This window comes from Phenylobacterium sp. (assembly GCF_030646615.1).
GTDB lineage: Bacteria > Pseudomonadota > Alphaproteobacteria > Caulobacterales > Caulobacteraceae > Phenylobacterium.
Window position 1 is genome coordinate 1 of sequence record NZ_JAUSLG010000100.1, and the last position, 20,608, is coordinate 20,608.

The window sequence follows — 20,608 nt, forward strand, 5'->3', positions numbered from 1 at the left end:
AACGCGCCGACCCGGATGCTGGTCCCCTCCAAGCGGATGGACGAGGCGATCGCCGCGGCCAAGGAAGCCGCCGCCCAGGTGACGGTGGGCGATCCCACCGGCAACGCCATGCTGGGCCCGGTGGTCTCCAAGACCCAGTGGGACAAGATCCAGGGCCTGATCCAGAAGGGTATCGACGAGGGCGCCACCCTGGTGGCCGGCGGGACCGGTCGTCCCGAGGGCCTGGACAAGGGCTACTATGTGAAGCCCACCGTCTTCGCCAATGTGAAGCCGGAGATGACGATCTCGAAGGAAGAGATCTTCGGCCCCGTCCTGTCGATCCTTGGCTATGAGAGCCTCGACCAGGCCATCGCCATCGGCAACGACACCGAATACGGCCTGGCGGCTTATGTGAACGGCGCCGACCTGGCCAAGGCCCGCGAAGTCGCTTCGAAGCTCCGCGCCGGCCAGGTGTCGATCAACGGCGCCTCGGACATGACCGCCCCCTTCGGCGGCTTCAAGATGAGCGGCAACGGGCGCGAGTGGGGCGATTTCGCCTTCCACGAGTTCCTCGAGGTCAAGGCGGTCATGGGCTACGCGCCCAAGGAAGCCGCCGAGTAGGCTTCGGCTCGAAAGACCAGCGGCCCCCGGCGATGTCGGGGGCCGTTTTCGTGATCGCGCCGGCAAGAGCGCGACGACCGCTCAAGACGACCACCAGGAGGATGACGCCGATGATGGATCCCCACTTCCAGGCCATGCTGGAGGCCCAGGCCAAGGCCGCCGAGGGTCAGACCCCTCCGCCCCTGGACGCCCTGCCGCCGGACATGGTCCGCGCCGGCTATCGCATGCAGCGCCAGGCCGCCGACCAGAATGCGCCCAAGGATGTCGCCGTCCGCGACCTGAAGGTCGAAGGCGCGGCCGGCGAGATTCCGGCCAGGCTCTACACCCCGGCCGGGGCGCCTTCGACCACCGGCGGCCTGGTCTATTTCCATGGCGGCGGCTTCGTGATCGGCGACCTGGAGAGCCATGACGGCCATTGCCGGCGGATGGCGTCGCTCGCCGGCGTCCGGGTGCTGTCGGTGGACTACCGCCTGGCGCCGGAAAATCCCTTCCCCGCCAGTCATGACGATGCGCTCGCCGCCACCCGCTGGGCCTTCGACCACGCCGCGGAGATCGGCTTCGATCCGGCCCGCATCGCCGTGGGCGGGGATTCAGCCGGCGGAAACCTGGCCGCCTCGGTGGCCGCCGACCTGAGGGATGATCCCCAGCGCCGGCTGGCCTTCCAGCTGCTGCTCTATCCGGGCATCTGGCCGGAGACGGAGACGGCCTCGCGCCAGGCCCTCGATGGTCCCCTGCTGACCAGGCAGGCCATCGCCTGGTTCGACAAGTGCCTGGCGGCCATCGGCCATCCCCAGTCCCACCGGGCCATGCTGGGCCAGGTGGACTGCGCGGGCCTGCCGCCGGCCCTGGTGGTCACGGCGGGCTTCGACCCGCTGAAGGACGAGGGCCGCGACCATGCCGGGCGCCTGAGGGCGGCGGGCGTCAAGGTCGAGCACGTCGAGTATCCCAACCTGATCCACGACTTCTACATCATGGCCGATGTCTCGCCGGCCGTGGGCGAGGCGGCCAAGGCCACGGCGGCGTCCCTCAAGGCGGCGCTCGCCTGAACCGTTCAGATCGTCTGGGCTTCGGCCCGGACGATCTGCCCGACCTGTGCGGTCAGGGCGTCCCAGGCGGCCTGCATGTCCGGGGTCCAGGCCTCGCCCAGAATATCGGCGAAGGCCTCGGCCATGGCCTGGTAGAAGGCGGGGAAGATCTCGGCCGGCACGCCGATGTCGTCGTGATTGCGCAGCTCGGCCCGCAGGAAGTTGGCCGCGAAGGCGTTGGGGCCCAGATAGTCCAGCAGGGTCTCGATGGCCTGGCGCAGCATCTGCCCCCGGGCCGCGCCCCGCTTGTCGCCCATGAACAGGGCCTCGGTCTCGGGATAGCGGGCGAACAGGCGGGCATAGACCTGAGGCGCAGGGTCCTCGCTGCGCTCAGCGACGAGGTCAAGGCTGTCGAGAAGGGCCTGGACGTCCATGGCCACGAGCCTAACCCGCGGCGGCCGGGGCGCCCAGTACGCTTCGGATCGCGCCGGTCAGGCGGTCCAGCTCGTCGTCCGTGGTGACGAAGGGCGGGGTCAGATAGACCACCTTGCCCATGGGCCGGATCCAGCAACCCAGCTCGGCGAACCGCTGGCAAAGCGCGCCGGCATCGACCGCGGCCTCGAACTCCACCACCCCGATGGCCCCCAGGGTGCGCACATCGACCACCCCCTTGGCCTGCCGACAGGGCTCCAGGCCCGACCTCAGGGCGGCCTCGATCCGCGCCACATCGGCCTTCCAGTCGCCCGCTTCGAAGAGGTCGAGGGACGCGCCGGCCGCGGCGCAGGCCAGGGGATTGGCCATATAGGTCGGCCCGTGCATGAGCGCCGCGCCGGCGTCATCCGACCAGAAGGCCTCGAAGACCCGGCGGCTGGCCACGGCGGCCGACAGGGGCAGGGTGCCGCCGGTCAGCGCCTTGGAAAGCGTGATGATGTCCGGCGTCACCCCCGCGCCCTGGCAGGCGAACAGATCGCCCGTGCGGCCAAAGCCGGTGAAGATCTCATCGAAGATCAGCAGCGCGTCATGGCGGTCGGCGAGCCCCCGCAGGCGGCGCAGCACCTCATCGTCGTGGATCAGCATGCCGCCGGCGCCCTGAATGCGCGGCTCGACGATCAGGGCGGCGATCTCATGGCCCTTCTGCGCCAGCAGGGCGTCGAGGGCGGCTTCGCTGTCGGCGTCCCGGGGCAGGGCGACCACATGCTGGCTGGGCATCACCCCGGAGAACAGGCTGTGCATCCCCTCTTCCGGGTCGCAGATGGTCATGGTGGCCAGGGTGTCGCCGTGATAGCCGCCGAGGAAGCTGACGAATTTCGAGCGGCCGGACACGCCGCGATTGATCCAGAACTGGATCGCCATCTTCATGGCGATCTCCACCGAGACCGAGCCGCTTTCGGCGAAGAAGACGTGGTCCAGGTCGCCGGGCAGCAGGCCCGCCAGACGCCTCGCCAGGTCATAGGCCGGCGCATGGGCCAGGCCCCCGAACATCACATGCGGCGCCCGGGCCAGTTGGTCGGAAACGGCCCCTGCGATGTGGGGATGGTTATAGCCGTGGCAGGCGGTCCACCAGCTGGCGATCCCGTCCACCAGCTCGCGCCCGTCCTCCAGGATGATGCGCGCGCCTTGAGTGCGGGCCACGGCCAGAGGCGGCGGCGCGGTCTTCATCTGGCAATAGGGCCGCCATACATGGGGGGCGCCGCGTTCGAGCCAGTCGGTCATGGAAGCCTCCTTCGGCAAGCAAGGCGGCTTTAACGCGGGCGCGGCCTCGTGCATACCGCGCGGCGTGACCGACACCCTTTCCGCCTTCGCCGCCGCCAAGCTGGCCGACCTGGACGCTGCGCACCTGCGTCGGCGGCTGACGACCACCCATCGCCTCGATGGCCTGTGGGTGGAGCGGGGGGGGCGCCGCCTGCTGTCCTTCTCCTGCAACGACTATCTGAACCTGTCGCACCATCCCGCCGTGATCGAGGCCGCGGCCGCCGCCGTTCGCGCCTATGGGGCCGGCGCAGGCGCCTCCCGTCTGGTGACCGGCGACCATCCCCTGCTGGGCGAGCTCGAGGCGCGGCTGGCCGCGTTCAAGGGGACGGAAGCCGCCTGCGTCTTCGGCTCCGGCTACCTGGCCAATGCCGGCCTGATCCCGACGGTGGTCGGCGCGGGGGACGGCGTGTTCGTCGACGAACTGGCCCATGCCTGCATCTGGGCCGGGGCGCAGCTGTCGGGGGCCAGAATCATTCCCTTCGCGCACAACGACGGAGCAGATCTGGCGGCCAGGCTCGACGCCGAGCGGGCCGGCCTGCGCCACGCCCTGATCGCCACCGACGGGGTCTTCTCCATGGACGGCGACATTGCGCCGCTGGATGCGATCAGCGACCTGGCCCGGCGCCATGACGCCTGGCTGCTGGTGGACGACGCCCATGGCCTGGGCGTGGTGGGCCAGGGGCATGGAACGGCCGCCCTGTTTCCGGACGCGAAGATCGACCTGGCCATGGGCACCTTCTCCAAGGCGATTGGCGGCTATGGCGCCTATGTCTGCGCCAGCGCGCCCGTCGTCGATCTCCTGCGCACCCGGGCGCGGACCTTCGTCTATTCCACCGGCCTGCCCCCGGCCAGCGCTGGCGCGGCGCTCGCGGCCCTGGACATCATCGCCAGCGATGCAGACCTCACCGCCCGCCCCCTGGCCAAGGCCCGCCGGTTCACCACAGCGCTTGGCCTGCCGGACGCCCAGAGCCCCATCGTCCCGGTGGTCCTGGGGGAGGCTGGCCGGACGCTCGCCGCCATGCAGGCCCTGGAGGCGCAGGGCTTCCTGGCCGTGGCCATCCGCCCGCCCACCGTGCCCGCCGGGACCGCCCGTCTGCGCCTGGCCTTCACCGCCGCCCACGACGACGCCGACATCGACCGTCTCGCCGAGGCCGTCGCCGCCCTGATGGAGACCGCCTGATGCGCGCCCTGTTCATCGCCGGCGCCCATACCGATGTGGGCAAGACCTATGTGACCTGCGCCCTGATCGCCGCTGCCCGGGGGCGGGGCCAGTCCGTCGAGGCCTTCAAGCCGGTGGTCAGCGGGCTTGATCCTGCCGACTGGGGTGGCAGCGATCCGGGCCGTCTGCTCGCCGCCCTGGGCCGTCCCCTGACCCAGGCCAACCTCCAGGCCATGTCGCCCCTGCGCTTTGCAGCCCCCCTGTCGCCGCCCATGGCCGCCCGGCGCGAGGGCGCCAGCCTGCGCCTGGAGACCCTGATCACCCTCTGCGACCAGGCCCGCGCCCAGGCCCATGCCGATCTGATGCTGATCGAGGGCGCCGGCGGGGTCATGTCGCCGATCAGCGAGGACGCCACCAATCTCGACCTGATGACCGCCCTTGGCCTCCCCGTCGTGCTGGTGGGCGGCTCCTATCTGGGGGCGATCAGCCACACCCTCACCGCCGCCGAGGTGCTGCGCGCCCGGGGGCTGAAGGTGGCCGCCCTGGTTATCAGCCAGGACGCTGATCCTGGCGCGCCGGATTTTACCGAAACCCTCGCCGATGTGAGACGCTTCTCCTCCGGGGCCCGCGTCCTCGCCGCGCCGCGGGGGGGCCAGGACTGGGCGTCCGGCCTGCTCTGAACCTCAGATCCGCCGATAGGAGCCGACCATGCCGATCTCGCCCGCCTATCAGCCCGATCCGCAGTTCGACGCCCTGGGGCCGGACTTCGCCGATCCCGTCACGGCCGCCGACTTCCCCCAGACCCTGCTGCGCTATCGCAATAACCGGGCGGCGATAGGGGTGGGGATGGCGGGGCTGACGGAGGCCGAATGGATCGCTCAATTCGGCCGGTTTGCGCCTTTGCCGGACAATCTGAGCCAGCCCCTGGCCATGCGCTATCACGGCCACCAGTTCCGCACCTACAATCCCGAACTGGGCGATGGCCGCGGCTTCCTGTTCGCCCAGATGCGCGAGGCCGGCACGGGCCGCCTGCTGGACTTCGGCGCCAAGGGCTCGGGCCAGACCCCCTGGTCACGGTTCGGCGACGGCCGCCTGACCTTGAAGGGGGGCGTGCGCGAGGTGCTGGCCACGGCCCTGCTCGAGGCGCTTGGCGTGCCAACCTCGCGTTCCTTCTCCCTGATCGAGACCGGCGAAGCGCTGGAGCGCAATGACGAGCCCAGCCCGACCCGCGGTGCGGTGCTGACAAGGCTGTCGCACAGCCACATCCGGTTCGGGACCTTCCAGCGCCACGCCTTCGAGGAGAGTCCTGAGCGGATCTCCGCCCTGATCGACCACGTGATCGCCCACTACTATCCGGCCCTTGAGGCCGCCCAGGATCGCCCTGCGGCCCTGCTGGAGGCGGTGATCGGGCGCATGGCCCGGACGACGGCGGCCTGGATGGCGGCGGGCTTTGTTCACGGGGTGCTCAACACCGACAACATGAACATCACCGGCGAGAGCTTCGACTACGGCCCCTACCGGTTCCTGCCGCGCAACGATGCCAACTTCGTGGCCGCCTATTTCGACCAGAGCGGGCTCTACAGCTTCGGACGGCAGGCCGAGGCGGTGTTCTGGAATCTGCGCCAACTGGCCGGCTGTTTCACTCTGGTGGGCGAGGAGGAGTCGCTGGTGGCGGCGCTCAACATCTTCGCCGGCGCCTATCGGGCCGAGCTCGCCCGGGCCATGCGGCGGCGGCTGGGGGTGCGAAGCCGGGGCGCCGAGGTCGACGCCGCCCTCGCCCAGGCGGCCTTCCAGGCCCTGGCCGGCGGGGGCGAGGCCCTGCGGTGGGAGCCCTTCTTCTTCGACTGGTTCGGCGGCGACGAGGGCCGCGCCCTGGCCGGCGTGCGGGGTGAGCTCTATGGCCAGGCGCCCTTCGCCGAGTTCCGGGCGCAGCTCGCCCACTACGCGCCCCTCGAAGCCACAGCCCTGCAGCACGCCTATTTCGCCGCGCCTGAGCCCCAGGAGCTCATCTACGAGGAGATCGAGGCCATCTGGGCGCGGATCGACCAGGCCGACGACTGGAGCGCCTTCGACGCCAAGCTGGCGGCCATCGAGACCGCCCGCCAGGCCTATGGGCTCAGCGAGGACTAGATCGGCCTGGACGCATGGGCCGCCGTCGCCCGGGGCGGCCGGGCGCTCCACTGGGCGAGCGCGACGCCGGCCAGGGTGATGGCGCCGCCCAGGGCCTGGAGCGGTCCCAGGGCCTCCGAAAACAGGATCCAGCCGGCGATGGCCGCCACCAGCGGCTGGATGAGGACCACAACCGAAGCGGTGGCCGGCGGCAGACGGCCCAGCGCCCAGGCGATGGCGCCCTGGCCCGCCACATGGAGGACGCCGAGGCCGGCGCAGGCCGCCCATCCCCCGAGGCTGGCCGGCAGGATCGGTTCTCCCAGCGCCAAGGCGGCGATCAGCAGCAGGGGCGCGCCGGTCAGGCTTGACCAGAACATGATGCGGGTGGCCGCCTCGGTGCGCCGCGCGGCGCTGACGGCCAGGAAGTAGAAGGCGTACCAGAGGGCGGTCAGGGCCGCGGCCGCATTCCCCCAGGCCGGCGAAACGCCCGGCGCGCCGCCCCTGGCCGCCGCCATCAGCCCCGCCCCGCCAATGGCCAGGCCGACGGCCACCAGGAAGAGCATGCGGGGCTTCTGGGCCAGGAAGATCCAGGCCACCGCGGTGACCACCACCGGCGTCAGATTGGTCAGGACGGTGGCGTTGGCCACCGAGGTCAGCGCGATCCCGTAGTGCCAGAAGCCCAGGTCGAGGGCGAACATGAGGCCGGCGATCATGGCCAGCCGGGAGGGGAGGCGGCCCAGTCCGCCCTGGCCCGTGCCGCTGCGCTGGGCCAGCAACGCCAGCAGGGGCAGGGCGAAAGCCAGCCGCCAGAAGCCGGCTGCCGCCGAGCCCGTGTCCGACAGCCGAACGAGGATCGGCACGAAGCCGATCACCACGGCGCCGAAGATCAGGACCGCCAGGGCCCGGCCGCCGGAGGCGGTTGGCGCGTCGCTCAAAGACCCATCTCCTGGCGCAGCCGCTCGGGCGTCATGCCGGCCTCGCGCAGGGCGCGCAGGGTTTCGGCCTTGTCGCGCTTGGCGTAGCGCTTCCCGTCGGGTCCGGCCAGCAGCCGGTGGTGGCGATAGACCGGTGTCGGCAGGCCGAGCAGGGCCTGCAGCAGCCGCTGCACATGGGCGGCTTCGAACAGGTCGCAGCCGCGAATGATGTGGGTCACGCCCTGCAGGGCGTCGTCGCACACCACGGCCAGGTGATAGGCCACCCCCACATCCTTGCGCGCCAGGACGACGTCGCCGCCCAGTTCGGGGCGCGCCTGGATCAGGCCGGTTTCGCCGTTCGGGCCTGCGCCCTCTTCCTGAAAGGTCAGGTTCCCGAATCCGCCCAGCCGCGCCTGCGCCGCCGCCAGCGAGAGGCGCCAGGCGAACGGCTCGCCCCGGGCCAGGCGCTCGGCCTCCTCGGCTGAGGGCAATGGGTCGCTGCGGAAGGTGTCCATGGCGCCGTGGGGGGCGCTGGCCATGGCTTGGGCCACCTCCCTGCGGGTGCGGAAGCAGCGATAGACGAGGCCCGCCGCGACCAGGCGCGACAGGGCCGCCTCATAATCCGCCAGATGCGCCGACTGGCGGCGCACCGGCGCAGGCCAGGACAGGCCCAGCCAGGCCAGGTCCTCGAAGATGGCCGCCTCGAATTCCTTGCGTGACCGCGTGGCGTCGATGTCCTCGATCCGCAGCAGGAAGGTCCCGCGGTTTGCGCGCGCCGCCTCATGGGCCAGCAGGGCCGAATAGGCGTGGCCCCGGTGCAGCAGCCCGGTGGGGGAGGGGGCGAAACGGGTGACGAAGGGCGCGCTCACCCCCAGGGGCTTAGCGCTGCAGACCCTTGGCGAACACCCCCACATGGCTGAGCACGCCGCGCAGGAAGGCGTCCTCGCCGCCGAGCTCGGCCTTCAGGGCGTCGAACTGCCTGAAGCTGGTCATTTCGGCCAAGCCGTGGGCGGCGCACCAGCAGGCGATGGTGGCCAGCTCCAGCCCGACCTCGTCGGCCGGATCGGCGCCGGCCGAGATCAGCACGTCCTTGACCCGCCGATAGGCGCTCTCCTCGTTCTCGCGCACATGGGCGGGCATGTCGGCCTTGTCCCGCGAGCAGTCGTACATGACGCGGTAGAGGGCTGGGTGGGTCATGGCGAAGCGGACATAGGCGACGCCGAGTTCGCGCACCCGGTCGGGCGGCGAGGTCTGGGCGTCCCGGGCCGTCTGGAAGGCGAGGTCGAGCTTTTCCCACCCCTCATGGGCCACCGCGTCGAGCAGTTCGCTCTTGTCCTTGAAATGGTGATAGGGCGCCGCTGGGCTGACGCCCGCCTCCCGCGCCACGGCCCGCAGGGACATGGCGCCAGGGCCATCGGCCTCCACCAGCCGCACGGCCGCCTCCACCAGGGCGCGGCGCAGGTCGCCATGGTGATAGGGGCGCGGATCGGCGGCTTCGGACTCTTTCATCTCCGACAGTGTAGGTCGCGATCTGATCGCCGTAAAGATCATCTTGACACCGCTCAGATGACGTCTATCTTAGCGCTGTTCAAATAACAGATCGCCTCGCTCCCCCGAGGCTCCAACTCAAAGGTGTGTGTCATGTCTCTCGCTTCCCTTTCGGCCGCCGAACGCGTCTTCGATCGCCTGACCCCGGCCCTGTTCGTCGCCCTCAGCCTGGCCCTCGCGGCCGCCCTGCTCGGCTTCCTCGCCTAGAGCGCGTTTTCTCCCAGTCTGTCGCCTCGAGGGAGCCTTTACGGGCTCCCTCTTTTTTTGGGCGCCTGCCGTGGCGACACGCCATGGAGCCGTCACAGAATCGGGCCTATGATCTGTTGATCGGGCGGAATGGGCCTGATGCTGAATGCAAGAGAGGAGCTTCGTCTTCAGTCTCTGTGCCTTTGACAGCCGGCCCTTGGGGCCCCCCCGCCGGAGACGCCGGCGATGCAGGTGATCGCCCATCCCCCTTCAGGCTGGCCGGCCCTGGTCCTCAACGCCGACTATCGGCCGCTCAGCTACTATCCCCTGTCGGTCTGGCCCTGGCAGGAGGTGATCAAGGCGGTCTTCCTCGACCGCGTCGATGTGGTCTCCACCTATGACCATGTGATCCGCTCGCCCTCCTTCTCCATGCGTCTGCCCAGCGTCGTCTCGCTGAAGCACTATGTGACGCAGGACCGGCCCCCGGCCTTCACCCGCTTCAACCTCTTCCTGCGGGACGGCTTCGCCTGCCAGTACTGCCGGTCCGGCGAGGACCTGACCTTCGACCACGTCGTACCCAGGTCGCGGGGTGGTCGGACCAGCTGGGAGAACATCGTCACCGCCTGCGCCCCCTGCAACCTGGCCAAGGGCGGACGCACGCCGCAGGAAGCCGGCATGCGCCCCCTGATGATCCCCCGCCGGCCCCAGGCCTACGAGCTTCAGGAGCGGGGCCGCCGCTTTCCCCCCAACTTCCTCCACCAGAGCTGGCTCGACTACCTCTACTGGGACATCGAACTGGAGGCCTGAGGGCGCTTGAGTTCAGGGCCTGTGAACGTCCTGGCGTCCCGGGCGTTCGCTATGGCGACGCTTCCAGAGCAGGCTGGCCGGTTCGGAGGAGACGGGACCATTCTACGCACCCAAATGAATCCACGCGTCTTCTGGGGCGCCAGCCTGATCGTCGGGGCGCTGCTGACAGTGGCTGTGGCCGCGCCGGACCAGTCGGACCGCTTCTTCCAGTCGTCCCAGAACTGGGTCATCGACACCTTCGGCTGGTTCTATGTCGCCGCCGTCGCCGGGTTCCTGGGCCTAGTGCTGTTTCTGGCGCTTGGGCCGACCGGGAGCCTGAAGCTCGGCCCCGACGATTGCGAGCCGGACTTCCCCTACGCCTCCTGGCTGGCCATGCTGTTTGCGGCCGGCATGGGCATCGGGCTGATGTATTTCGGCGTCGCCGAGCCGATCCAGCACTATGTCAGCCCGCCGGAGGCCGAGCCGGGGACCTTCGCCGCCGCCCGCGAGGCGATGGTGATCACCTTCACCCACTACGGCGTCCACGCCTGGGCCATCTATGCGCTGGTGGGGCTGAGCCTCGGCTTCTTCGCCCATCGCAAGGGGCTGCCGCTGACCCTGCGCTCGGGCCTGTCGCCCCTGCTGGGCAAGCGCACCAACGGTCCCATCGGCGATGCGGTGGACATCTTCGCCGTCTGCGGAACTGTCTTCGGCATCGCCACGTCCCTGGGCTTTGGCGTGTCCCAGATCAACAGCGGCCTCAACTATCTGATCGGCCTGCCCAACACCGCGCTGATGCAGTGCGCCCTGATCGCCCTGGTCATGGCCGCCGCCACAGTCTCGGTGCTGACGGGCCTCGACAAGGGGGTCCGGCGCCTGTCGGAGCTGAACCTGGTCCTGGCGGTCCTGCTGATGCTCTTCGTGCTGGTGGTGGGGCCCACGGGCTTTCTGCTGAAGGCCCTGGTGCAGAATTTCGGCCTCTATCTGGACCACTTCTTCATCCGCACCTTCACCCTCTACGCCTATGAGCCGCGGGGCTGGATGGCCGACTGGACCCTGTTCTACTGGGCGTGGTGGATCGCCTGGTCGCCGTTCGTGGGCATGTTCATCGCGCGGATTTCGCGCGGGCGCACGGTGCGCCAGTTCATCCTCAACGTGCTGCTGGTTCCGGCCGGCTTCACCTTCCTGTGGATGACCATCTTCGGCAACACCGCCATCAGTCTCGACATGGGGACGGCGGCCGGGGCGATTTCAGCGGCGGTGACCGAAGACCTGTCGACGGCTCTTTTCCGGTTCTTCGCCGAGTTGCCGGGGGCTGCCGTGACCTCCACCATCGCCGTGGTGCTGGTGGCGGTCTTCTTCATCACCTCGGCGGACTCCGGCTCCCTGGTGATCGACACCCTGGCCTCGGGCGGCGCCGACGACACGCCGCGCTGGCAGCGGGTCTACTGGTGCCTGCTGCTGGGGCTGGTCGCGGCCCTGCTGCTCCTGGCTGGCGGCCTGGGCGCCCTGCAGGCCGCCACCCTGGTGGCGGCGCTGCCCTTCACGGTGATCATGATCCTGCTGTCGGTCGGCCTCACGCGGCAGATGAACGCCGATGTGGCCGGCCGGGTCGTCGAGACTGAGGGGCCGCCCCTGGCCGAGCAGCTGAAGCGCCTGCTGGCCCCCGCCAGCCGGCGCGATATCCAGCGCCAGATAGACCGTGTCGCCCTGCCGGCCCTGGAGAGCGTCAGCGAAGGCCTGGCGGCCGAGGGCCTGATCACGGAGGTTCGACGCGATGAGGACGCCATCACCCTGACGGCGCCAGGCCCCGGCAGGTCCTTCCACTATCAGCTGGCGGCGCACGACCGTCCTCGTCCGGCCATGACGGCGCTGGACGCTCCGGAACGGCGGCGGGCGATGGAATGGCGCCTCGTCGCACGGTCCGATGACGTGAGCCGCGCGCGGGACGTCACGGGCTTCACCCGCGAGCAGCTCGTCGCCGACGTCCTTGAGCATCTGCGCCGCTGGCGGATGGCCTAGATGTGAGCGCTCTAAAGCGCTAAGGCGCAGCCAGAACGCCTCGGACAGCGGCGAGCAAGGTCTGGCGGTCGAAGGGTTTGCTCAAGGCGCCCTGGGCGCCCAGGGCCTGGGCGGTGTCCAGGATGGTCTCGGGGCTGATGGTGCGCCAGCCGCCCGACATGGCGATGATCGGCAGGTTGGGCCAGCGGCCATGGATCTGGCCAATGGTTTCCATCCCGTCCTGATCCGGCATGAAGATATCGACGATCACGGCGGCGACCGGAAGATGCTGCAGGAACTCGATCGCCCGGGTGGCCGTGTCAGACAGAATAGTGTCGAACCCCTCGACCTCCAGTATTGCGGAGGTGGCTCGTAACAATGTTACGTCATCGTCGACCAAAAGTAACAGCGGTCGATCAGTCATTAAATCGGCTCCAGAGAATCGAGCCGTTTCTAGGAGATTTTGCCTCAGGGCGCACACCTTTCTCGCCCCTGGGGCGAGTGGTGCGCGCTATGCGGCCTCAGGCGTGGCGCCCGCCTCAGCCGGCGGCGGTGGACGCGCCGCCGCGATGGGTCAGCCGCCAGAATATCACGGCGGCCAGTGCGATTGCGCCGCCAGCGAAGGTGACGGAGAGGGCGCCGCCCTGGACCAGCAATGTCCCGCCCAGCGCCCCGCCAAAGGCCTGGCCCAGCGAGGCCGAGGAGCCGTTGAAGGCCAGGGCCAGGGGGGCCGAGGCCGGCGCCCGCTGGATCAGCCGGGTCTGGATGACCGGCAGGATGGAGAACAGCGCCGTGGAGCCGGTGAGGACCGCCAGGCCGACAATGGCGTAGGCGCCGACCCCAGGGACGCCGGTCCGGGCGAGTTCAAGGCTGTGCAGGGCCGCCGCCGTGGCCAGGCCCAGAAAGCCCAGGGTGACGCTCAAGCCCCCCGCGCCCTTGTCGGCGGCGCGGCCGCCGAGGGTGAGGCCGAGGAAACTGCCCACCCCGACCAGCATCTGGAAGGCGGCGACGCCCGCGCCGGTCACCTCGATCTGCAGCCGCAGGATGGGCGCGATATAGGTGGTGATGGTCATATTGGCCCCGAAGGCCAGAAAGGTGGAGATGAACAGGGGCAGCACGCCAGCCCCCCGCAGGCCCTGGCCGACGCCAGGCCCCGGCGGTGTCACCTTGGGCACGAACAGGGCGATGGCGAGCAGGGCCACGGCGCTCAGGCCCGCCGACAGCAGGAAGGTCGATCGCCAGCCGAAGGCCGAGCCCACCACGCTGCCGAGGGGAATGCCCATGAGGAAGGCGACGGTCATGCCGCCCATGACGATGGCCAGGGCCGAGCCCCGGCGTTCCGGCGGGACCAGGGCGCTGGCGGCGGCCGAGGCCGCCGGGCCCGCCATGGCGCCGATGGCCCCGAGGACGGCGCGGAGCACGAGCAGGGCGCCGAACTCTGCGGTCATCAGGCAGGCCAGGTTGAGCAGGACCGCCGACGAGAGGGCCAGGAGGAGCACCCGCTTGCGCTCGAATCGGCCGACCAGGAAGGCCAGCGGCGGTCCGGCCAGGGCCGAGGTCAGCACATAGACGGTCTGAAGCTGCCCCACCGCGCCCACGGAAACCCCAAGCTCCACGGCCATGGGCTCCAGCAGGCCGGCGAAGATGAAGGCGCCCGACCCGAAGGCGAAGGTCGACAGCGCCAGGACAAAGACGCGGAGGTTCAAGGGCGCTGATCCAGCGGGACGACGACTCCGGCGCCGCGGCGGATGGGGCTGGGGCGCATGGACGATCCTCTCCTGGGGCGGTCTGGCGCCGCTTGCCCCTCGATCAGTAGCGCCGGCGCCCGAGGGGTCAATCTCAGGATTTCTGAGGGCGGCGCCAGACGCCGGGAGCCCACACCTATTCGACGGTCACCGACTTGGCCAGGTTGCGCGGCTGATCCACGTCGGCGCCCTTCTGGACCGCCACATGATAGGCCAGCAACTGGATCGGGGCCGACATGACCAGGGGCGCGATCAGCGGGTCGCAGGCCGGGGCGATGATCACCCGGGCGCCGGCCGGGGCGTGGGCTGCGCCCTTCTCGTCGGTGATCAGCACGATCGGGCCGCCGCGGGCGGCGACCTCGCTCATATTGGACATGGTCTTTTCAAACAGCTCGTCGCTGGGGGCGATCACGATGACCGGCGTCGCCTCGTCGATCAGGGCGATGGGGCCGTGCTTCAGCTCGCCGGCGGCATAGCCCTCGGCATGGATATAGCTGATCTCCTTGAGCTTCAGGGCGCCTTCCAGGGCCAGCGGGAACATGGCGCCCCGGCCGAAATAGAGGACGTCCCGGGCCTTGGCCAACTCGGGCGCCAGGGCGCGGATCGCCTCTTCGACGCCGATCGATTCGGCGATCAGGCGCGGCGCCTCCAGCAGGTGCTTGGACAGCCGCGCCTCTTCGGCCGCGTCGATCTGGCCCCGGGCGGCGGCCGCAGCGATGGCCAGCGCGGTCAGGGCCGCCACCTGGCTGGTGAAGGCCTTGGTGGAGGCGACGCCGATCTCGGGCCCGGCATGGGTGGGCCACAGCAGGTCGGCCTCCCGCGCCATGCTCGACTCCGGCACATTGACCATGGCCGCCGTGCGCAGGCCCAGGGCCCTGCACCAGCGCATGGCCGCCAGGGTGTCGGCGGTCTCGCCGGACTGGGAGACCCCCAGGGCCAGGACGCCAGCCGCCAGGGGCGGTTCGCGATAGCGGAACTCCGAGGCCACCTCGACATCGGTGGGCAGGCGGGCCAGGCGCTCGAAGGCGTAGCGGGCGATCTGGCCGGCATAGTTGGAGGTGCCGCAGGCGATGATCTGCAGGCGCTCGGCGGTCTTGAAGTCGAAGCCCCCCGGCGCGGTGGCCCGCCCGGTCACCGGATCGATATAGGCCGACAGGGTGTGCTGGGTGGCGTCGGGCTGGTCATGGATCTCCTTTTCCATGAAGTGCCGATAGTTGCCGCGCTCCACCAGGGCCGCGGCCCGGGCCACCTGCTTGATGGCGCGCAGGACCGGCTGGCCGGCGGCGTCCAGGATATGGGCCTGGACGTGATCGATCCGCACATAGTCGCCCTCTTCCAGATAGGCGATGCGGTTGGTGAAGGGGCCGACGGCCAGGGCGTCGGAGCCCAGATACATCTCGCCGTCCCCGTAGCCGACCACCAGGGGGCTGCCGCGGCGGGCGCCCAGAATCATGTCGTCTTCGCCGGCGATCAGCACCGCCAGGGCGAAGGCGCCGCTCAACCGGTCGAGCGTGGCCTTCAGCGCTTCCAGCGGCGCCAGCCCCGACTGAAGTTGGGCGTCCAGCAGATGAGCGATGGTCTCGGTGTCGGTCTCGCTCTCGAAGACGCGGCCCTGGGCTTCCAACTCGCGGCGAAGCTCGGCGAAGTTCTCGATGATGCCGTTATGGACCAGGGTCACGCGGCCGGCGGAATGGGGGTGGGCGTTGCGCTCGGCCGGCGCGCCGTGGGTGGCCCAGCGGGTGTGGCCGATGCCGACCTGCGCCTTCAGCGGGGTCTCCATCAGTACGTCCTGCAGGGCGCGGATCTTGCCCTTGGCCCGGCGGCGCTCGACCACGCCGGGCGCCGTTACGCCTGCGACGCCGGCCGAATCGTAGCCCCGGTACTCCAGCCGGAGCAGGCTCTCGACCAGGCGGTCCTGGACAGGGGTCTTGCCGACGATGCCAATGATGCCGCACATGGCCTTAACCTCACCTTTTGTCGGACGCCGCCGACGCGACTAATGTCTGGCCCCGCGCCGCCTTTAGCATTCGCAAACGCGACGTCGACTAAATCTGGGTTTCCGATCGTTTCGCGAGTCCGACCATGACCAAGCGCGCCTATTTTGGAACCGACGGCATCCGGGGGGAGGCCAACCGCCATCCCATGACCGCCGAGGTCGCCCTGCGCGTCGGCATGGCCGCCGGCAAGGTCTTCATGTCGCAGGACGAACGGCGCCACCTGGTGGTGATCGGCAAGGACACCCGGCTGTCAGGCTACATGATCGAGCCGGCCCTGGTGGCGGGCTTCGCCAGCGTCGGCATGGATGTCCGCCTGCTGGGGCCGATCCCGACGCCGGGGGTGGCGATGATGACGCGCTCCATGCGCGCCGATCTGGGGGTGATGATCAGCGCCTCGCACAACACCTATTCCGACAACGGCATCAAGCTGTTCGGTCCCGACGGCTTCAAGCTCTCCGACGCCCGCGAGCTGGAGATCGAGGCCCTGATGGACGAGGGCCTGCAGGAGCGTCTGGCGGCGCCGGACGCCCTGGGCCGCGTGGCCCGGGTGGACGACTCCCAGGCCCGCTATGTGGAGATCGCCAAGGCCACCTTCCCTCGCCGGATGAATCTGAACGGCCTGCGGATCGTCATCGATTGCGCCAATGGGGCGGCCTACAAGGTGGCGCCGACGGCCCTTTACGAGCTGGGCGCCGAGGTCATGCGCTTAGGCGTGGAGCCCAACGGCTTCAACATCAACAGCGAGTGCGGGTCGACCCATCCCGAGGCCATGGCCAAGATGGTCAAGGAGTATCGGGCCGACATCGGCATCGCGCTCGACGGCGACGCCGACCGCCTGGTGATCTGCGACGAGACCGGCCGCGTGGTCGATGGGGACCAGATCATGGCCCTGATCGCCGCCCACTGGGCGCAGCGTGATCGTCTGACCGGCGGCGGCGTGGTCGCCACCGTCATGTCCAATCTCGGCCTGGAGCGGTTCCTGGGCGGGAAGGGGCTGAAGCTCGAGCGCACCGCCGTGGGCGACCGGGCGGTGATGATGCGGATGCGCGAAGGCGGCTTCAACCTGGGCGGCGAGCAGTCGGGCCACGTGATCCTGTCGGACTTCTCCACCACTGGCGATGGCCTGCTGGCGGCGCTGCAGGTGCTGGCGGTGCTGAAGGAGGCCGACAAGCCGATGAGCGCCCTGGCCCGGCAGTTCGAGCCGGTGCCGCAGCTTCTTGAAAATGTGCGTTTCGGCGGCGGTCGTCCCCTGGAGAGCGAGAACGTCAAGGGCGCCATCGCCCTGGCCGAACAGCGGCTGAACGGGTCGGGCAGGCTGCTGGTCCGGGCCTCGGGGACCGAGCCGCTGATTCGCATCATGGCCGAAGGCGACGATGAAAAGCTGATCTTCGACATCGTCCACGAACTGGCCGGCGTGGTGCGCCAGGCCGCCGCCTGAGGCGCGCCTTAGCCGGCGGCTGAAAGGCTTTCAGAAACCCCTATCCAAGCCCTGCGCATTATGTCAGTTTCGTAATGTCCACTTCGCTCGACCGGGGTGGAGACAAAGATACGACTGGGAGAAATGCATGTCTCGGAACCCCGCGCTCGCGGGCCGCAGGCAAGGGCACGCAGGCCGAGGCGCTCCGGCGTCCATCGCCTGCATGGCCTTTGTCGCCGCCATTTCCATCGCCTTCTGGGCCGGCGCTGTATGGATCGTCCAGCAGCTCATGACCCTGCTGCTCGGGGCTGGCTGAGGGGCTCAACGCCCTAGAGCCGCCCGACGCTGGTATAGCTGAAGCCCTGCCGACGCACCTCGCCGGGGTTGTAGATGTTACGCAGATCGATGAGCACGGGGGCGGCCATGTCGGCCTTGAGCCGATCGAGGTCCAGCGCCCGGAACTGATCCCATTCGGTGATGATCACCACCGCGTCGGCGCCCATGGCCGCGGCATAGGGATCTGCGGCGAAGTGGACGTCCTTCAGCAGATGCCGCGCTTCGGCCTCGCCCTCAGGATCGAAGGCGCTGATGGTCGCGCCGGCCGCCTGCAGGGCCGGGATGATGTCCAGGCTCGGCGCATCGCGCATGTCGTCGGTATTGGGCTTGAAGGTCAGGCCGAGCACGCCGACCTTCTTGCCCGCCAGATCCCCGCCCATGGCCGCAATGACCTTCTGGGCCATGGCCTTCTTGCGCTGGTCATTGACGCGAACCGTGGTCTCGATCAGCTGCACCGGCGCGCCGAAGTCGGTGGCGGTGCGCACCAGGGCCAGGGTGTCCTTCGGGAAGCACGACCCGCCATAGCCTGGCCCGGCGTTCAGGAACTTCGATCCGATCCGCCCGTCCAGGCCGATGCCCTTGGCCACCTGCTGCACGTCGGCGCCGACGGCTTCGCAGAGATCGGCCATCTCGTTGATGAAGGTGATCTTCATGGCCAGGAAGGCGTTGGCCGCATATTTGATCAGCTCGCTGGTCCGCCGGCCGGTGAAGACGATGGGCGTTTCGTTGAGGAACAGCGGCCGGTAGAGCTCGCTCATCACCGGCCGGGCTCGCTCGTCCTCCAGCCCCACCACCACCCGGTCGGGGCGCTTGAAGTCCTCGATGGCCGCCCCTTCCCGCAGGAACTCCGGGTTGGAGACCACCGCGAACTGGGCGTCGGGACGCTTGGCGCGGATGATCTTCTCGATCTCGTCGCCGGTGCCCACCGGCACGGTGGACTTGGTCACCACCACGGTGAAGCCGTCCATCAGATCGGCGATCTCCTCGGCCGCGGCATAGACGTAGGACAGGTCCGCATGCCCATCGCCCCGCCGCGAGGGCGTGCCCACGGCGATGAACACCGCATCGGCCTTGGCCACCGCCGCCGCCGCCTCGGTCTCGAAGAACAGCCGGCCGGCCGCCACATTGCGCGCCACCAGCCCCTCGAGCCCCGGCTCGAAGATCGGAATGCCGCCCTCACGCAGGCGGCCGATCTTGCCCGCATCCTTGTCGATGCAGGTCACCACATGGCCGAAGTCGGCGAAGCAGGCGCCGCTCACCAGGCCCACATAGCCCGTCCCGATCATCGCTACTTGCATGCGTGGGTTCCCGTCCTGGACTCATCGACGCGCCGCAGCCGCGTGGCGGGCGGCCTGGGCGAAGGTCTAGCCGAAACTGGAGGTGCGCCGCCAGATAGGGACCTTGCCGAGCGATCGACGAATCTGGGCGGGCTCAGATTTCCTGGTTGTAGCCGCCCACCTGCGGATGCTGGCTCAGGCGCGGCTTCACCTCCTGGTGGAAAAGGGCGCGCATGTCGTCGGCCGAGGTCGTGCTTTCCACCACCACGACGATCTCCGGCTTGTTGGATGAGGCCCGAACCAGCACCCAGGAGCCGTCCTCCAGGGCCACGCGCACGCCGTTGACGGTGATCAGGTCGGCGATCTTGCGGCCCAGGATCGTGCCGCCTGCGGCCTGCAGGGCCTGGTACTCGGCGACGATCTTCTCGACCACGCCGTACTTTTCCTCGTCCGGGCAATGGGGGGACATGGTCAGGGAGGTGTAGGCGACCGGCAGGGCCTTCTTCAGATCCGACAGCTTCTTGTCGGGGTTGCGGTCGAGCATTGACAGGATGGCGGCGGCGGCCACCAGGCCGTCGTCATAGCCGCGGCCGATGGGATCGTTGAAGAAGAAGTGGCCGCTCTTCTCGAAGCCGGCCAGGGCCTTCAGCTCGGCGGTCTTGCGCTTGATATAGGAGTGGCCGGTCTTCCAGTAGACGGTCGTGGCGCCGTTGGCGGCCAGCACCTCGTCGGTGGCGTAGAGGCCGGTGGACTTCACATCGACGACGAAGGTGGCGTCCTTGTGCAGCGCCGAAAGGTCGCGGGCCAGCATCAGACCGATCTTGTCGGCGAAGATCTCCTCGCCCTCATCGTCCACCACGCCGCAACGGTCGCCATCCCCGTCGAAACCGAGGGCGCAGTCGGCGCCGTACTGACGGACGGCCTTGGCCATCTCGTGCAGCATTTCCTGGTCTTCGGGGTTGGGATTGTACTTGGGGAAGGTCCAGTCCAGGTCGCAGTCCATCTCATAGACCACGGCCACCCCCATCCGGCGCAGGGCCTCGGCGGCGAAGGCGCCGGCCGTGCCGTTGCCACAGGCGCAGACCACCTTGAGCGGCCGCTTCAGGCTGACGCCGGCCACCACATCGTCCACATAGCGCTCGGCCACGCCGGTGACGTGGGTCAGGCTGCCGCCCGGCCGCAGCTCCCAAGCGCCCCCCAGGACGATCTCCTTCAGCCGGCCCATCTCGTCGGGGCCGAAGGTCAGGGGCCGCTGGGCCCCCATCTTCACCCCGGTCCAGCCGTTTTCATTGTGGCTGGCGGTGACCATGGCCACACAGGGGGCGTCCAGGTCGAACTGGGCGAAATAGGCGATGGGCGACAGGGCCAGGCCGATGTCCAGCACCTCGCAGCCGGCCTGGATCAGGCCGAGCGTGAGGGCCTGCTTGATCGACAGGGAGTAGGAGCGGAAGTCGTGGCCGACCACGATCTTGGTCTGCCCCATCTGCTGGATCAGGGTTCCCAGGCCCATGCCGAGGGCCTCGACGCCAAGCAGGTTGATGTCCGGGCCAAACAGCCACCGCGCATCGTATTCCCGAAAGCCGGTGGCCTTCACCAGGGGCTGGTTCTCATAGGCGAGCGTATTGGGAACGAGATCGGCGCTGGGGGCGAGAAGCATCTGGACTCCGCAGGTGGGTGGTCGACAGCTCGGGAAAGGACTGGCCCGCAGGCCCAGGGCGCGTTCCGATAGGTGGGAACCGATTATCGGACGAAACGT

Annotated in this window: 19 protein-coding genes; 9 read left to right on the top strand and 10 right to left on the bottom strand. The window is 69.3% G+C overall.

Annotated features, from left to right (window positions below; translation table 11 throughout):
• Both Q7S93_RS18045 and Q7S93_RS18050 read left to right on the top strand, forming a co-directional pair.
• Positions 1 to 600, top strand: a 600-nt coding sequence (locus Q7S93_RS18045) for an aldehyde dehydrogenase family protein (protein ID WP_304716043.1), incomplete at its 5' end; no start/stop codon positions are given.
• 110 nt (positions 601 to 710) lie between these two features.
• Positions 711 to 1,646, top strand: coding sequence for an alpha/beta hydrolase (locus Q7S93_RS18050; RefSeq protein WP_304716044.1), 936 nt, complete (start codon positions 711 to 713; stop codon positions 1,644 to 1,646).
• 5 nt (positions 1,647 to 1,651) lie between these two features.
• Here the strand turns inward: Q7S93_RS18050 and Q7S93_RS18055 are convergent, their stop codons facing one another.
• Together Q7S93_RS18055 and Q7S93_RS18060 are read right to left on the bottom strand one after the other, a co-directional pair.
• The gene (locus tag Q7S93_RS18055) at positions 1,652 to 2,059 is read right to left on the bottom strand and encodes a globin (protein WP_304716045.1); all 408 of its coding nucleotides are present in this window, start codon (positions 2,057 to 2,059) and stop codon (positions 1,652 to 1,654) included.
• Positions 2,060 to 2,069: 10 nt separating this feature from the next.
• Positions 2,070 to 3,338: an adenosylmethionine--8-amino-7-oxononanoate transaminase gene (locus Q7S93_RS18060; protein WP_304716046.1), complete on the bottom strand. Its 1,269-nt coding sequence runs from the start codon at positions 3,336 to 3,338 to the stop codon at positions 2,070 to 2,072.
• A gap of 64 nt (positions 3,339 to 3,402) precedes the next feature.
• On the opposite strand from Q7S93_RS18060, the gene bioF reads away from it, so the two are divergent.
• The 3 genes from bioF to Q7S93_RS18075 are packed head-to-tail and all read left to right on the top strand — an operon-like array spanning position 3,403 to position 6,666.
• Complete coding sequence (bioF, locus tag Q7S93_RS18065) at positions 3,403 to 4,557, top strand: 8-amino-7-oxononanoate synthase (RefSeq protein WP_304716048.1); 1,155 nt, start codon at positions 3,403 to 3,405, stop codon at positions 4,555 to 4,557.
• A complete protein-coding gene (bioD, locus tag Q7S93_RS18070; protein ID WP_304716049.1) occupies positions 4,557 to 5,216 on the top strand; it encodes a dethiobiotin synthase in 660 nt (219 codons plus the stop codon). Before bioF ends, bioD begins: the two co-directional genes overlap by 1 nt.
• A gap of 28 nt (positions 5,217 to 5,244) precedes the next feature.
• Positions 5,245 to 6,666 (top strand): protein adenylyltransferase SelO, encoded by a 1,422-nt coding sequence (locus Q7S93_RS18075; RefSeq protein WP_304716050.1) that lies wholly within the window; start codon positions 5,245 to 5,247, stop codon positions 6,664 to 6,666.
• Here the strand turns inward: Q7S93_RS18075 and Q7S93_RS18080 are convergent.
• From Q7S93_RS18080 to Q7S93_RS18090, 3 genes are read right to left on the bottom strand one after another with little or no spacing between them, the layout of a single operon-like run.
• The gene (locus tag Q7S93_RS18080; RefSeq protein WP_304716051.1) at positions 6,663 to 7,580 is read right to left on the bottom strand and encodes a DMT family transporter; all 918 of its coding nucleotides are present in this window, start codon (positions 7,578 to 7,580) and stop codon (positions 6,663 to 6,665) included. The two genes, Q7S93_RS18075 and Q7S93_RS18080, sit on opposite strands and share 4 nt — an antisense overlap.
• Positions 7,577 to 8,428 (bottom strand): tRNA glutamyl-Q(34) synthetase GluQRS, encoded by an 852-nt coding sequence (gene gluQRS, locus Q7S93_RS18085; protein ID WP_304716053.1) that lies wholly within the window; start codon positions 8,426 to 8,428, stop codon positions 7,577 to 7,579. Before gluQRS ends, Q7S93_RS18080 begins: the two co-directional genes overlap by 4 nt.
• A 10-nt stretch (positions 8,429 to 8,438) precedes the next feature.
• On the bottom strand, positions 8,439 to 9,068 hold the full coding sequence (locus tag Q7S93_RS18090; RefSeq protein WP_304716056.1) for a TetR/AcrR family transcriptional regulator: 630 nt from the start codon (positions 9,066 to 9,068) through the stop codon (positions 8,439 to 8,441).
• 471 nt (positions 9,069 to 9,539) lie between these two features.
• On the opposite strand from Q7S93_RS18090, the gene Q7S93_RS18095 reads away from it, so the two are divergent.
• On the top strand, positions 9,540 to 10,100 hold the full coding sequence (locus tag Q7S93_RS18095; RefSeq protein WP_304716057.1) for an HNH endonuclease: 561 nt from the start codon (positions 9,540 to 9,542) through the stop codon (positions 10,098 to 10,100).
• A gap of 114 nt (positions 10,101 to 10,214) precedes the next feature.
• Positions 10,215 to 12,101, top strand: a complete 1,887-nt coding sequence (locus Q7S93_RS18100; protein ID WP_304716061.1) for a BCCT family transporter — start codon at positions 10,215 to 10,217, stop codon at positions 12,099 to 12,101.
• 19 nt (positions 12,102 to 12,120) lie between these two features.
• On the opposite strand, the gene Q7S93_RS18105 is transcribed toward Q7S93_RS18100, so the two are convergent.
• The 3 genes from Q7S93_RS18105 to glmS all read right to left on the bottom strand — a co-directional run bounded on the left by Q7S93_RS18105 (position 12,121) and on the right by glmS (position 15,782).
• On the bottom strand, positions 12,121 to 12,504 hold the full coding sequence (locus Q7S93_RS18105; protein WP_304716063.1) for a response regulator: 384 nt from the start codon (positions 12,502 to 12,504) through the stop codon (positions 12,121 to 12,123).
• Between the two features lie 115 nt (positions 12,505 to 12,619).
• Positions 12,620 to 13,786: an MFS transporter gene (locus Q7S93_RS18110; RefSeq protein ID WP_304716065.1), complete on the bottom strand. Its 1,167-nt coding sequence runs from the start codon at positions 13,784 to 13,786 to the stop codon at positions 12,620 to 12,622.
• A gap of 175 nt (positions 13,787 to 13,961) precedes the next feature.
• Positions 13,962 to 15,782 (bottom strand): glutamine--fructose-6-phosphate transaminase (isomerizing), encoded by a 1,821-nt coding sequence (glmS, locus tag Q7S93_RS18115; protein ID WP_304716067.1) that lies wholly within the window; start codon positions 15,780 to 15,782, stop codon positions 13,962 to 13,964.
• 125 nt (positions 15,783 to 15,907) lie between these two features.
• On the opposite strand from glmS, the gene glmM reads away from it, so the two are divergent.
• Both glmM and Q7S93_RS18125 read left to right on the top strand, forming a co-directional pair.
• Positions 15,908 to 17,260 carry a phosphoglucosamine mutase gene (glmM, locus tag Q7S93_RS18120; RefSeq protein ID WP_304716071.1) on the top strand — a complete coding sequence of 451 codons (1,353 nt, stop codon included), beginning with the start codon at positions 15,908 to 15,910 and terminating at the stop codon, positions 17,258 to 17,260.
• Positions 17,261 to 17,387: 127 nt separating this feature from the next.
• Positions 17,388 to 17,555 carry a hypothetical protein gene (locus tag Q7S93_RS18125; protein ID WP_304716074.1) on the top strand — a complete coding sequence of 56 codons (168 nt, stop codon included), beginning with the start codon at positions 17,388 to 17,390 and terminating at the stop codon, positions 17,553 to 17,555.
• Between the two features lie 13 nt (positions 17,556 to 17,568).
• On the opposite strand, the gene Q7S93_RS18130 is transcribed toward Q7S93_RS18125, so the two are convergent.
• Together Q7S93_RS18130 and Q7S93_RS18135 are read right to left on the bottom strand one after the other, a co-directional pair.
• A complete protein-coding gene (locus tag Q7S93_RS18130) occupies positions 17,569 to 18,873 on the bottom strand; it encodes a UDP-glucose dehydrogenase family protein (protein ID WP_304716075.1) in 1,305 nt (434 codons plus the stop codon).
• 133 nt (positions 18,874 to 19,006) lie between these two features.
• Positions 19,007 to 20,509, bottom strand: coding sequence for a phosphomannomutase/phosphoglucomutase (locus Q7S93_RS18135; RefSeq protein ID WP_304716076.1), 1,503 nt, complete (start codon positions 20,507 to 20,509; stop codon positions 19,007 to 19,009).
• Between the last annotated feature and the right edge of the window lie 99 nt (positions 20,510 to 20,608).

Excerpts from the sequence above, each read along its gene's own strand:
- glmM (WP_304716071.1), top strand. The coding sequence starts at position 15,908 with ATGACCAAGCGCGCCTATTTTGGAACCGACGGCATCCGGGGGGAGGCC.
- Q7S93_RS18100 (WP_304716061.1), top strand. The coding sequence starts at position 10,215 with ATGAATCCACGCGTCTTCTGGGGCGCCAGCCTGATCGTCGGGGCGCTG.
- Q7S93_RS18075 (WP_304716050.1), top strand. The coding sequence starts at position 5,245 with ATGCCGATCTCGCCCGCCTATCAGCCCGATCCGCAGTTCGACGCCCTG.
- Q7S93_RS18050 (WP_304716044.1), top strand. The coding sequence starts at position 711 with ATGATGGATCCCCACTTCCAGGCCATGCTGGAGGCCCAGGCCAAGGCC.
- Q7S93_RS18105 (WP_304716063.1), bottom strand. The coding sequence starts at position 12,504 with ATGACTGATCGACCGCTGTTACTTTTGGTCGACGATGACGTAACATTG.
- glmS (WP_304716067.1), bottom strand. The coding sequence starts at position 15,782 with ATGTGCGGCATCATTGGCATCGTCGGCAAGACCCCTGTCCAGGACCGC.
- Q7S93_RS18125 (WP_304716074.1), top strand. The coding sequence starts at position 17,388 with ATGTCTCGGAACCCCGCGCTCGCGGGCCGCAGGCAAGGGCACGCAGGC.
- Q7S93_RS18095 (WP_304716057.1), top strand. The coding sequence starts at position 9,540 with ATGCAGGTGATCGCCCATCCCCCTTCAGGCTGGCCGGCCCTGGTCCTC.
- Q7S93_RS18055 (WP_304716045.1), bottom strand. The coding sequence starts at position 2,059 with ATGGACGTCCAGGCCCTTCTCGACAGCCTTGACCTCGTCGCTGAGCGC.
- bioD (WP_304716049.1), top strand. The coding sequence starts at position 4,557 with ATGCGCGCCCTGTTCATCGCCGGCGCCCATACCGATGTGGGCAAGACC.
- Q7S93_RS18130 (WP_304716075.1), bottom strand. The coding sequence starts at position 18,873 with ATGCAAGTAGCGATGATCGGGACGGGCTATGTGGGCCTGGTGAGCGGC.
- Q7S93_RS18060 (WP_304716046.1), bottom strand. The coding sequence starts at position 3,338 with ATGACCGACTGGCTCGAACGCGGCGCCCCCCATGTATGGCGGCCCTAT.
- Q7S93_RS18135 (WP_304716076.1), bottom strand. The coding sequence starts at position 20,509 with ATGCTTCTCGCCCCCAGCGCCGATCTCGTTCCCAATACGCTCGCCTAT.
- Q7S93_RS18090 (WP_304716056.1), bottom strand. The coding sequence starts at position 9,068 with ATGAAAGAGTCCGAAGCCGCCGATCCGCGCCCCTATCACCATGGCGAC.